Source organism: Luteolibacter flavescens (assembly GCF_025950085.1).
Taxonomy (GTDB): Bacteria; Verrucomicrobiota; Verrucomicrobiia; order Verrucomicrobiales; family Akkermansiaceae; genus Haloferula; species Haloferula flavescens.
The window spans coordinates 36,520-48,945 of sequence record NZ_JAPDDS010000009.1; the positions used below are offsets into that span (position 1 = coordinate 36,520).

Sequence of the window (12,426 nt, forward strand, 5' to 3'; positions counted from 1 at the left end):
TGACGTAATCCGCGCTCATGAAGCGACGTGGATTGCTCGGTACGGTGACGGGCGGGGCGATAGCCGGGGCGGCTGCAGTGACGTCTGCGCAGGAAAGGACCGCCTCATCCGCGGGCGGCCCGCTAATGAAAACTCCCGCCGTGATCATGGCCCCGCGCCATGATGGCGTGGAGGTGGTGTGGGCCGTGTCGCGGCTTTCCCGTGGCCGCATCGAGTGGCGGGGCGAGGATGGCAGCACCGGCACCGCCGCGGCGGATCGCTTCGGCTTCGTGCCGCAGGGGGATGAGATCCTGCGCGTGAAGGTCGCCGGCCTGAAGCCCGGCGGGAAGTACGAGCTTCGCGCCATCACCGTGGCCACCGACGGTGGCGACACGGAAGAGGGACCGTGGAAGAAATTCCGCACGCTCGATCCCGCGGCGCAGGAAACCAGCTTCGTAATCTGGAACGATACCCACCAGAATGCGCCGACCATCGGGAAGCTGCACGAGGTCACCCCGCGCGGCGATTTCCTCCTCTGGAATGGCGACACGTGCAATGACTGGCACCAGGAGGACTGGCTCGTGCCCACGCTGCTGCATCCCGCCGGGCAGGACGTGAGCGCGGATCGCCCGCTGCTGCTCGTGTGGGGAAATCACGATGTCCGCGGGAAGTGGGCCTACAAGGTGCCCGAGATGGTCGCGACTCCGGATGGCCGGCCTTTCTACGCCTTCCGCAGCGGTCCCGTGGCCGTGATCTGCCTGCACACCGGCGAGGACAAGCCGGACGACCACCCGAGCTTCGGCGGACGCGTCGCTTTCGAAAAGCTGCGACAGGAGCAGGCGGAGTGGCTGCGGGAGGTGATCGCCCGGCCGGAATTCCGCGACGCGCCGTATCGGATCGTCTTCTGCCACATCCCGCTGCGCTGGAAGACCGAGGTGGCGGATGCCGGATACGACAAGGGTGGGTACGATGCCTATAGTAGATCCAGCCGCGAGGCTTGGCACGGCTCGCTCGTCGATTGGAAAGCGCAGGTCATTGTTTCAGGGCACACGCACCAGCCCGCGTGGCTCCCCGGCACGGAGGAGTTTCCCTACGGCCAGCTCGTCGGCGGCGGGCCACAGCCGGAGCGCGCCACGTGGATCGAGGGAAAGGCGGACGCGAATGCGCTGACCCTCGTGATGAGAAACCTTGAAGGAAAGGTGATCGAGCAAGTGGAGTTCAAACCGGTGGCGTGACTGCCCATCATGGCGAGACGCTCTCGTCTCGCGGCGAAGCGACTGCATTTGTCTTCGTAGCGGAACGACTGAGTCGTTCCGGCGGGGTGCGGTCCGCCCCACGAAGCGACGTGGCGATTTCCCTTCACACCTCACCCCGCCTGAATGGCGCAGCCATTCAGCTACGTCCTCACGCGGCGGGGCGACTGCATCTGGCTTCGTAGCGGGGCGACTGCGTCGCTCCGGCCGGGTGCGGCCCGCCCCACGAAGCGACGTGGCGATTCTCCTTCACGCCTCGCCCCGCCTGAATGGCGCAGCCATTCAGCTACGAAGAAAACCTCACCGCGCCGACTCGCTCATCTCCATCTTCGGCGGCTCCGGGGGCTTGGCGTTCACCTTGTCACGGAAGATGAAGAACACCGCGCCGCCCATACACAGCGCGGCGTAGAGGTAGTTCAGCGTGATCTTCTCCTTCAGGTAAAACACCGCGAAGGGCACGAAGACCGACAGCGTGATCACCTCCTGCAGGATCTTGAGCTGCCCGGTGCTATACGCGGACGAGCCGATGCGGTTCGCCGGCACCTGCAGCAGGTATTCGAAAAGCGCGATGCCCCACGAGAAAAGCGCCGCGATGATCCACGGCTTTTCCTTCATGTCCTTCAGGTGGGCATACCACGCGAAGGTCATGAAAATATTCGACAGCGTCAGGAGACCGATGGTTTTCAGCAGCGTCACACATCCCGAATAGCGTCCGCCATCGTGCGGTCAAGCGGCAGTCGGCGATCCGGTCACGGAATGTCGCAATCTTTCCTCCCGGTTCGCGTGCATGCGGGAATCCCAGCATCAAGGACCGAATCCCGGCACTCCCTCGCGGACCCTCTTCGAAAAATCGGGATCATCCTGCGCCTCCATCGCTCGCTCGTTGATGTGCCCGCGGCGCTTCAACTCCGCGAGCGGCAGGTCCTTCACGGCGAAGAACCCGAGGTCCTCCAACAGCTCGTCCAGCTTGCCATTCAGGATGAGCCGGTAGTCCGGGACCAGCGCCTTTTCCATTTCCATCTGCGAGCGGATGGCGGTGGTGCAGTTCGCCGTGATCACGTTGTAGAAGCGCGGCTCGTCCACCATCACCTGGATCTGGCCGACGTATTCCATGAAGCGCTTCCGTGCCTCCTCGGGCGTGGCATCCAGCTTGAAGAGATACGCATCCTCGTCCTCGCGGATGTTTGTCCGCACGCGCACGAAATCCCGCTCATCACCGACCAGGTAGGTCAGTTCGTAGAGCTTGTAGAGTCCGCCGAGGGTGGTGAAGGTCTCGCCCTTTTCCCTCCTCGTTTCGATGGAGAAGGCGATGTGCCCCTCATCGCCGAAGTCGAAGGAGAAGATCGGGTGCGCGATCAGCGGCGAGCCCCAGTAGTTCAGGAAGAGATCGATGCCCCGCAGCTTCGACAGGTGGACGGTGCGCGTTTCCCATCGCTCGGTGACCGTGCCGTCCAGCGCGTAGTCGAAGTTGCGGTAGTTCGTGAAGGTGACCGCATCGCCGTCCACCGTCGCATTTGCGGTGCGCGCGTATTCCGGTGCCCAGTCGCGGTCGTTGCTGGGACGCTTGCAGAGCCATGGCAGGATGACCAGCGAGAGGACGGCAGCGTAGGAGAGGCCGCGATCCCGCCGCGTGCGAGCGCGCAGCATGAGGAAGACGGCGAGCGCCACCCAGAGAATGGTGAGCACGATATTCCCGCCACCGGGCAGTGGCCCGTCGAAGTGGATCGCGCCAAGGCACCACAGCCCCGGCAGCAGCATCAGCAGGCGCAGCGACTGGCGGCCGATGACAAGCAGGGCCTTCCTCACGGGGCCGGGGCGATCGCGGGTGGGTGCGGGCGACGTTTCCATTGCATCAGGACATTGGCGGCCAGGATCAGCGAGCCGCCGGCGACCAATGTGAAGGTAAGGGATTCATTCGGATAAACACCACCCACAAGCTGGCCCAGCATGACGGGCAGGAACAGCACGAAGCCTGCGGTGAAGACGGGCTCGGTCGTGTAGATCAGCCCGGCCTCCGTTGCGGACACGCGCGGCTGCCAGCAATTCATCAGGCTATAGGCACCGACCGAGCACACCAGCGCGAGCACCAGCACGAGGCTGAAGGCCGGCCAAGTCGCACCCGGCGAGATGAGATGGCCCGCATCCGGAGCGAGGAACCATGTCACCGGCAGGAAGAGCGCGGCGATGCCGGTGCACATCGCGAAGGTCACGGGCAGGCCGCGGTTTCCCTCATACTTCGGATTCTCCAGCGTCAGGATCTGAAAGGTGAAGACGAAGGCCGCAGCCAGCGTGGCCGCCTCGCCCTTCCCGATCTTCAGTTCGCCGGGTCTCACTCCCGAGAGGATGGCTCCTCCGAGAATGACCAGCGCGGTGGCGATCATCACCCTGGCCGTCGGTGCGCGCCGGGTCTTCAGGCACGCCACCAGTGGCAGGATCACGCAATACGCCTGCGTGAGGAAGGCGGAGGTGGAGGCCTCCGTGTAGCCCAGCCCCCATGCCTGGAGGGCCATGCCGAGCCCGCCCCATGCGGCCAGCCAGATGCCCTGCGCCCATTCCCTCCTCGATGGCATCTGCCTCGCCACCAGCGGGATCATGATCGCCGCCGCCAGCGCGAAGCGCGCCATCTGCAGCCATGTGGCAAGGAACACCTTCGACGCCTCCGGCAACCTCGCCGTCTGCTCCAGATCCAGTGCCTTGATCACGGGAAAGCTGACACCCCACAGGGCGCAGGCGAGGATGAGCATGGCGACAGGCACGCACGATCCTTGCCCACCACGCCCCATCCGGAAAGCCCGGACATCGCCACGCTCCCAGCGGCTCCGCACTCTTCAAAGCCTCCCTTCCGCATTCTTCTTCACCCATCCATCACCTAGTGCCGCTCGATGCGATCCGGCGACCGGGTTCACAAGATTCCGAGCTCGCCGTTACTCCCGCGGATAAAGCAGGTGAGGGGTGCGGCGCTTCATGAAGTCCGGCAGCCCGCGGTCGCGAACGGCGCGGATCACGTCCAGCGTCTCGCCCTTGCGGATGGCTTCCAGCGTCTCGGGGTCGCCGATGAGCTTTTTCATCTCGCCCAGCTTCAGCTCCGCGGGATGCAGGCGGTGAAGAGTGGCCGCGAGCGCGATGCCGAGGTCCGCAGCGCGGAAGGCATCCCGGTCCGTCACCACCATCCGCACGCCGCTGCATTCCTGATCCTTGAAGACGCTTGCCTCCGGAGTGAATCTCACGGGTACGAAAGTCACACCCGGAAGATTTGCCTTCCTCATCTCCGCCGCCAGCTTCATGTCATCAATGTACGGTGCGCCTAGTAGCTCGAACGGTGTTCCGGTGCCTCGGCCCACGCTCACCTTGCAGAATTCCAGCAGGCCGACTCCGGGGTAGAGCGTAGCTGCCGTCACGCTGCGCATGTTCGGCGAGGGGTCGCGCCACGGGAGCGCGGTCTCGTCGAACCACCGCAGCGGCGATCCTCCCTCGCAGCGGATCACGCCGGGCTTTGCGCCGAAGTTCCGCTCGGCATCGATCAATCTCGCCAGTTCGCCCACCGTCATCCCATGTCGCAGGGGGATCTCATGGGCTGCCACGAAGCTTCGCTCCATGGCGAGCACCGGGCCCTCCACCGCGGCTCCCACCGGATTCACCCGATCGAGCACGATGAAGCGCAGCCCGCGCTGTCCCGCCAGCTCCAGGCAATTCGCCATCGTGGAGACATAGGTGTAGAAGCGGCAGCCGATGTCCTGAACGTCGAAGACCAGGGTATCGATCCCCTCGAGCTGCGCTGGTGCTGGAGTACGACGTTCCCCGTACAAGCTGTAAACCGGCAGCCCCGTCTTCTTGTCCACGTCATCGCCGATCTTCGCGTGATCCAACTCGCCGCGGATGCCGTGCTCCGGCGAAAAGAGCGCCACCAGCTTCACATCCGGTGCTGCGTGGAGCAGGTCGATGGTCGAGTTTCGTCCCCGGTCGATCCCTGTGTGGTTCGTGATCAGGCCCACTTTCATCCCGCGAAGCTGGCGGAACTTGTCGCGTTTCAGCACGTCGATGCCATTCAGCACCGGCGCATCTCTTTCCACGGCCCGGGCTGCCACCGGCGGAGTCGCGGGATCGGGCGGCAGCGCGCCTGTCACGTGCGCGAAGTCATAGCCCTCCACCGCCCGCGCTGCCAGCGTGCCCAACTCGCGTTGCAGGGCGATCACGCTGCCGTTTTCGTCCGGGTGATTGCGGTTCGAGAGGAAGATTGTGGAGGTCTTTGAAAACGGGTCGATCCACAGCCTCGTGCCGGTCCACCCGGTGTGACCGTAGCTGCCGATGGGGAAGACGCTTCCACGTGGCCCTGCGTAGGGCGAGTCGATGTCCCAGCCAAATCCGCGGCGCGGCAGGCTCGGCGGTGACTGCACGGTAGTCATCGCGGCGACGGTTTCAGGCTTGAAGATCCGCACGCCATCGAGCTCGCCGCCTGCCAGCATCATGCGGGCGAATCGTCCGAGATCCGCCGCCGTGGTGAAGAGTCCTGCGTGACCGGCCACGCCGCCCATCCGCCGTGCCGTGGGATCATGCACCACGCCGCGCAAGGGCTTGCCATCCGTCACGGTTGTCGGCGCGATGCGCGATACGTCGCCCGGCTCCAGCGAGCGGTAACCGGTGTCCGTCATCTTCAGTGGCTGGAAGATCTCCTTCGTGCAGTAGTCGTCCAGCGCGCGCCCGCTTGCCTGCTCCACCACCAGACCGAGCAGGATGAAATTGATGTCGCTGTATCGATACGCCGTGCCCGGCGAGGCAGGCAGCGGTTCGGCACAAGCGGCCCGCAATGCGCCCTCTTTGCCCTGCCAGGTTCCCGATGGCAGTCCCGCGCGCAGGCCAGAGGTGTGCGTGAGCAGTTGCCGCAGCGTGATCGCTTCCTTCCCGCTCCCGCGAAAATCGGGGAGGTAACGGCTTGCCGGTGCCTCCACGTCCAGCTTGCCCGTCTCTAACAGCTTCATCACCGCGGAAGTCGTCGCCACCACCTTCGTCAGTGAGGCTGCATCAAAGACAGTATCCTCCGTCATAGGCACTCGCTGCGGCACGATCTCCCGGTCTCCATAGGCGTGCTGATAGACCGCATTTTCGCGCTCCATCCGGAAGACCGCGCCGGGAGTTTTGGCATCCGTCACGGCCTGCGAGATCGCGTCGTCGATTTTTGCAAGTCCCGCCTCGGAGAACTCTGCACCTTGCAATACGGAGGCGAGCGAAAGTAGCAGGGAAAGGCGGGTCAAAGCGAACATGCGGAGCCATCCATACGGATGGATCAACCCTGTATCCATCAGGAATACCAAGCAATTATGCCGGAAAACAATACCCGGTGGCCTTCGTTCCGATGCGCGCTCGGGCAGCGTGGCACGCCTCCCGCATAAAGGTCATCAGTATGAACCACACCACTCCCGCCACCCGCGCAACTTTCAGCGTTCCTTCCATCATCGCCATCGTCGCTGCCATCGGTAGCTTCATGAATGGCGCGACGCTCGGTCTCATCCTCGCGGTCGTCGCGATCTTCTTCGGGATCATCGGCGTGGTGCTGTCGCTTTCCCCTGCGAAGCGCGGCGGCATCATCAGCACCTTCGGCATCGGCGCGGGCCTCATCGGTATCGTCGCCGCCGTGATCAAGGCCGCCATGTATCTCTTTGGCTGATTCCCCCTGGAATTAATCCCCCCGGATTAACCCCCTCAGGCCCCCCGAAATGCTAGGGCTGACCCGAGAAGCGAAACCTCACGAATCTCTTCGCTTTTCCCGCCATCCCTTCATCCGTGACGCGGTAGTGATACCGCCCGACGAGGTCCCCGGTGAACTCAGGTTCATCGGGGATTTCGTGCCATTGCTCCAAGTCCTCGCTCGCCTCGGCCACGACGGCGATGCCGCTGCCGTCCAGTGCGAGCGCGGTGGAGAAAGTCCAGCCATCCGGTGCGGAAGCCGCTACGGGAATGGTGAAGACTCCCGGTGTCGCCACCACCGGCGAGGTGCCTTGGAGCGCTTCCTCAAGGTTTGTCAGGCCGTCGTCATCCGGGTCCGCATTCGCACCGGCCGAGGCACCTGTTAGATCGTGTGAAGCGAGCCATTCACCAAAGGTTCCTCCCGGGATCGGTGCGCTGAAATCGATCTGGAAGACCTCGCCCGCCGAGTTCGATACGATCACACGCGTCGGACCGTCGTGTTCCACTTCCTGCGTGACGAAAAGGCCGAGCCATGCGGCGGGATAGCTGATTTCCATCAGCGGTTCCGGGTGGAATTGCCAACGGTTACCGAGATTTTCATGCCACAGGAGATGGGATGGCACCGGCGAAATGCCCCAAACCGCTTCTTCTGCAATTTGCCGAAGCGTCAGGAAATCAAGGTCGCCATCGCCATCCAGATCGATCGGGTGGCCCACTAGGCCCATGGCGAGATACTCCGCCTGGGACATTGGAGGCAGCGCATGGGTGGTCACTCCCGGCACTCCCATACGGACCGTCTCGAAAGCCGCCTGCGGTCCGGTTTCGATCCATCCGAGCTGCGCTGCTCCTGACGAGTTCCGGATCGGACTGGCCAACGTGGATGAAAGCACCTTCCAGGACTCAATGTTTCCGGACGCGCCACGTCGGCCCCAGCCTGCCACATTGCCAAGCGGGCACGGAGCGGCCAACACGTCCTCGTCACCGTCGCCATCCATGTCGGTGAAGACGACATCTGCCGCAGTGCCAATGTCCGTGAGAAGTGTGGCAATCGCTCCTGTATGCGGTGCCTGCGTGAAGATGCGCGATCCATCCAAGAAACGGTGCTCATCTTCACCCAGCCAAAGCGGGCGCAGGACATTAGCGGAGATCGCGAGGGTGGCTGGCGGGCCGAACTGGCGATTGCCGAGATTTTCTAACAAACGGATCGCTCCGGCAGATCCGCTCGATACCGCCAGATCCGGTAGCAGGTCGCCGTTCGCATCGCCGATTACGCTGCGGTTGCCCGGCCACGGTGATGCCCCGGCGAATGCGTCCGTGCTCTCGGTATCCACCGCGCGGTGCTCGCGACTGCCAGCGATGTCATGGACGAAATGGATGCGTCCGCTCTTGGCTCCGCCGAAATTGACTCGATCAGCAGAGACCATGTCCAATTTGCCATCGCGATCAAGGTCAGCGAGGTGGAAGTCGCTGAAGTCATTGAAGGGTCCTGCGATCGTCTGCCACTCCGGGGTGCCGGTCCTCAGCGAGGCAAGGGATGCCCACACGATCTTTTCCTCGGAGTCCGTGTTCACCCCGGGCAGGCTGCCCAGGCGGCATGCCAATCCAGGATTGCCCTCGGTGATCGTAAGGGGGATCACTTCGCCCAGCCCTCTGGCGGGCAATGTCACATCGGGATCCGCTGCCCAACCGCTCCCCGTGATGAAGCGGTAGCGCCGCAGCACTCCGTTCGTCTGGCTTTCGTTCTCGTCCCAGGTCGGCCACAGCCTCACCCACAGCTCATCGCCTTCAGGCATTGGAATGGCGGTCATGGAAAGGATGTAAGTATCCTCATCAAGAGGGATCCGGTGAATCTCCTCGGGCGGATCGAAGGACACCTTACCGTCGCTTTCCGATTGCCTGTGGATCACGATGCCGGATGCGCCGATCTCCGTATGCTCTACCGTCACCAGCGCGGGAAGATCGTCGCCGGGCAGGTTTAGCCGCACCGGTTTCGAGAGTTCGATGGAGTAAAGCACGTCTTCAGCGGCGATATCCTCCCTCGCGTCGAAGGTGTCATCGCCGCGGTTTCTCAGGATCGACACCGGATCCGTATAATAGTGATACTGATAGATCAGATCGATGTCGCCATCCCCGTCGATGTCCGTGGGGAAGAGGTTGTCGACTTCCAGCGAGCCAAGATGGTTTGCCAGATTCTCACCGTCCGCCAGCACGGGCGAGACCGAGGGGTTTCCCTGCTCGTCCAGCGTGTAGAAAAACGCCTGGCGGTGCTCCTGCTCGATCCCGTCCCACTTCTCCACGATCATCCGATCAGGTTTGCCAGCGGTGCCGGGGAAAACGGTCACGTGTTCAGTGAAGAGGTCATCCAGCGGGTCAGTGGGCGTCGGCCACGCCGTTCCAGGCAGGGGTGCAGGTGCGGCGAAGTTTCCTTCGCCGAGATTGCGGGCGTAGGTCGAGCTCCAGCGGATCAGCAGGTCCGGTGCTCCGGTGCCGTGGAGATCCGCCACGTGAGGAAGACCCCAGTTGAAAACACGGGGCTTCATCTCGATGGCCACTGGCCGGACGAAACTGCCATCACCGCGGTTCTCGCACCAGACCGTGAGCTGGTTGAAGGCGCCGGAGAGCAGGAGGTCCGAGTCGCCGTCCCCATCCAGGTCCACGACCTGGCATCCGGATAGTGAGGTGGGATGCCGCGCTACCTCGCGGACCTCGGCGGTAAGTTGGGCGGACGCGGGCAGCGCCGTCAGCGCGATCCAGGTGAGGGCGGCTTTCATTCGGAGTCGTGCGAGAAGGCGATGCGTGCGAAGCGTCGGGCGGGCGGTGCCGCAAGCGCGGAATCAGGGAAGAGGTAGCGTTCTTCCGCGCCGGATCCGCCGAGCGGAAGCGGCTCGTCCTCGTGGCGTGTCCACTCCACCAAATCGTCACTGGTCTCCAATCGTGCCCGCGCGCCCACGGCGGATGGAGCAGCGGCGAGGCTGGCGATCCAGCCGTGATTCGGCCCGCTGCGCAGCATCTGCATGGGCAGGGAAATCGAGCGATCCGCGATCACCGGCGAAGTGCCCGCGAGGATCTCCACGTAGTTCGGGAAGCCATCGCCATCCGGGTCATCCGCCGCGCCGGAGGAGGCTCCGGTCACCTGTTGGGCGGCCAGCGCCGAGGCCAGCATTCCCGCGGATGGAGTCACGCGGGTCTTCAATTCCAGGACCTCGCCGATGCGGTTGATCACGAGCAGACGATCTCCCTCCGCCCTCAGCACCGGCTCCGCCGCGGACAGCCGCAGCGTGCCTAGCTTCGTCGTGTGGTGGACCCAGGTGCCGCCCACATACTCCGTCCATAGTAGATGATGCGGGCGGATGCCGTCCGCATCGGCGGGTGCGGCTGCATCCGGGACAAATCGCAGCAGGTCGATGTCGCCATCGCCATCCAGATCCGCCGGTGCCACCAGCTTGGCAGAAGCCGGCAGGGTGATGGGAGGATGCTCCAGCGCCGCCGGCCCGGCAGCCGTGAGACGGCACGCCACCCAGGTGACCTGCGTGCCCGCTGCATCCAGCGCCGGATGGAAAAGGTCCGCAGTGCCGTCTCCCTCCAGATCGCCGGCGACCAATGATGGCACCGTCAGGCCCGCGGGCACGTCGGCGATCTTTTCCATCGAATCAAGGTGGCCACCCTCCGGATTCCATTTTCCCCACGTCAGCGCGTTGCCGAAGACCGATGGGAAAAAGATGAAGTCGCGCGCGCCATCCGCATCCAGATCGTGCCCGGCCTCCACCACCGCCGCTCCCGTGCCGGGATAGGCCACCGGCGTGGGGTAGCTGTCCTGCGAATTCCGGGGCATGAGCCATTGTGAATGGATCATCCCGGGCTGGCTCGTCAGCAGGCGGGGGCGAGTCCCCGCCTCCAACCGCAGCGGCTGGCTGCCGGGAATCGACCACTGCATCCAGTAGTCGTAGTAGGGATCGAGCGCATTGTAGAATTCGTGGCCGTCCAGATTCTCCCACTGCATCAGGAACTGGTTTGGCCAACCGTCGAAATCCAGAAGGTCCAGCCGGCGCGCCAGATCGATATCCCCGTCGCCATCCAGATCTCCCGCGAAGAGCGGGCCCGCCGCTATTTCCGGGACGGGATAGACCCACGGCACACGCGGCGTATTCAGCGGGATATCCTTCGCGGAGAAAGGAGCATCCGCGGGAATGGCGAGGACACCGCCCGGCCAAGGCGTGCCGGAGACCCACTCGTCGCGACCGTCGCCATCCAGATGGCACCAGTTACCCTTCTCAAGCGGGCCGTAGGGGCCGGACGTCATCTTGCCAATGGTGGGCAGCTCATAGCTTTGCTCGATGACGAGTTCGCCCGGCAGATACTCCAGCAGTGCTTCCGGAGCCACGGTCGTCTGGCCCGCCGCGGTGCCCACGCTTGCATGGATGCGGCTGCCATTGGACGACTGGAAAACTTGGATCTGTCCCTTCTCCTCGATCGTTCCCCCGGCCATCGACTGGAGCAGGATCGAGCTGGAGAAGTAATCCGTGCGAAGCTGATAGATCGAGTTCACGCCGCTGCCATCCGTGGCGGTCATCCCGGCGGCCATCTCGTAGCGCGAGGCCGAGGAGCGGTAGGCTCCCGAGATCGACGTGATCTTCATCCCTCTGAAGTGAGTGCTGCCGATGCTCCAGCGCTGGTAGGTGTATGTCGCGCTCGGGTCGTAGTTTCGAAATTGCAAGCTGCTCCCCGCGACCGGGGGCGACGGGTGGTCATCGATGGACGGGAAGGCGATGGCGAAGTTCCCGGAAAGCGTGCCATTCGAAGAGTGGATCGATGCCGTCGCGTAGGGCTTGCTCGTCGTGAAACGGTTCACGCCCCATTCGCCATTTGCCTGCGAGTGCAGCGCATACGTGCCCGTGGCGATGGCCCCGGAGCCGAGCCGCGCGCCTTCGAGATACACCACCAGGTCCAGCCTGCCATCCTTGCTGAAGTTCTCGAGGATGCAGCACTCCGGCGAGAAGCCGGGGGAATTCAGCGGGCCTTCTTCCGTCTGGATCACCGTCGCTCCGGTGCTGGTAAAGATCTTCCACACGCCGGTATCAAGCGCGCGTCCCAGCAGCCCCGTGCGGTCCGAGGCGCACAGTTCGTGACCCGCTGTTGTGGCATTTGCCACGGGCGCGTCGAATTTCCGGAAGCGGTTCTTCAGCACCCAGCCCGGATAGTGCACGTCCGGCAGGCCGTCGCCGTCGAGGTCCGCGACCATCGGGCGGGTATTCTTCACCGCCAGCGTGCCGGTATTGATCGCCCGCAGCGTGCCGACCGGGCCATTCGGGCTGGACTCGATCCAGCCGAGGAAATCGTTCTTCCGTCCCGTGATCAGCAGGTCGCGGTCGCCATCGCCATCCAGATCTGCCTCGACGATTTGCCCGATGCCGTCCGGCCTTCGGGAGACGAGTTCCGAAGACACCACTTCCAGTGCCGCCGTGGCCGGGAGGGTGGGGAGGAGCAGGCAGCAGAGGAGGGTCCGGCGCACGCG

The 12,426-nt window shown here is 64.0% G+C and carries 8 protein-coding genes; 2 read left to right on the forward strand and 6 right to left on the reverse strand.

What is annotated here, in order from left to right; all coding sequences use genetic code 11:
• The first annotated feature begins 146 nt into the window (after positions 1–146).
• Positions 147–1,214, forward strand: a complete 1,068-nt coding sequence (locus OKA04_RS15995) for a metallophosphoesterase family protein (RefSeq protein WP_264502195.1) — start codon at positions 147–149, stop codon at positions 1,212–1,214.
• A gap of 318 nt (positions 1,215–1,532) precedes the next feature.
• On the opposite strand, the gene OKA04_RS16000 is transcribed toward OKA04_RS15995, so the two are convergent.
• The 4 genes from OKA04_RS16000 to OKA04_RS16015 form a co-directional block, all read right to left on the reverse strand.
• A complete protein-coding gene (locus tag OKA04_RS16000) occupies positions 1,533–1,928 on the reverse strand; it encodes a DMT family protein (protein WP_264502196.1) in 396 nt (131 codons plus the stop codon).
• A 108-nt stretch (positions 1,929–2,036) separates the two neighbouring features.
• Positions 2,037–3,080, reverse strand: coding sequence for an Lnb N-terminal periplasmic domain-containing protein (locus OKA04_RS16005; RefSeq protein WP_264502197.1), 1,044 nt, complete (start codon positions 3,078–3,080; stop codon positions 2,037–2,039).
• A complete protein-coding gene (locus tag OKA04_RS16010; protein ID WP_264502198.1) occupies positions 3,035–3,988 on the reverse strand; it encodes a DMT family transporter in 954 nt (317 codons plus the stop codon). Before OKA04_RS16010 ends, OKA04_RS16005 begins: the two co-directional genes overlap by 46 nt.
• Positions 3,989–4,156: 168 nt before the next feature.
• A complete protein-coding gene (locus tag OKA04_RS16015) occupies positions 4,157–6,490 on the reverse strand; it encodes an exo-beta-N-acetylmuramidase NamZ domain-containing protein (protein WP_264502199.1) in 2,334 nt (777 codons plus the stop codon).
• Positions 6,491–6,630: 140 nt separating this feature from the next.
• On the opposite strand from OKA04_RS16015, the gene OKA04_RS16020 reads away from it, so the two are divergent.
• Positions 6,631–6,894, forward strand: coding sequence for a hypothetical protein (locus OKA04_RS16020; protein WP_264502200.1), 264 nt, complete (start codon positions 6,631–6,633; stop codon positions 6,892–6,894).
• Between the two features lie 52 nt (positions 6,895–6,946).
• Here the strand turns inward: OKA04_RS16020 and OKA04_RS16025 are convergent, their stop codons facing one another.
• Positions 6,947–9,685, reverse strand: a complete 2,739-nt coding sequence (locus tag OKA04_RS16025) for an FG-GAP-like repeat-containing protein (protein ID WP_264502201.1) — start codon at positions 9,683–9,685, stop codon at positions 6,947–6,949.
• Positions 9,682–12,423 carry an FG-GAP repeat domain-containing protein gene (locus OKA04_RS16030; protein WP_264502202.1) on the reverse strand — a complete coding sequence of 914 codons (2,742 nt, stop codon included), beginning with the start codon at positions 12,421–12,423 and terminating at the stop codon, positions 9,682–9,684. The genes OKA04_RS16025 and OKA04_RS16030 overlap by 4 nt, the downstream gene beginning before the upstream one ends.
• Between the last annotated feature and the right edge of the window lie 3 nt (positions 12,424–12,426).

Bases quoted from the DNA above. Each gene is read 5' to 3' on its own strand.
- OKA04_RS16025 (WP_264502201.1), bottom strand. From the start codon at position 9,685: ATGAAAGCCGCCCTCACCTGGATCGCGCTGACGGCGCTGCCCGCGTCC.
- OKA04_RS16015 (WP_264502199.1), bottom strand. From the start codon at position 6,490: ATGTTCGCTTTGACCCGCCTTTCCCTGCTACTTTCGCTCGCCTCCGTA.
- OKA04_RS15995 (WP_264502195.1), top strand. From the start codon at position 147: ATGGCCCCGCGCCATGATGGCGTGGAGGTGGTGTGGGCCGTGTCGCGG.
- OKA04_RS16005 (WP_264502197.1), bottom strand. From the start codon at position 3,080: ATGGAAACGTCGCCCGCACCCACCCGCGATCGCCCCGGCCCCGTGAGG.
- OKA04_RS16020 (WP_264502200.1), top strand. From the start codon at position 6,631: ATGAACCACACCACTCCCGCCACCCGCGCAACTTTCAGCGTTCCTTCC.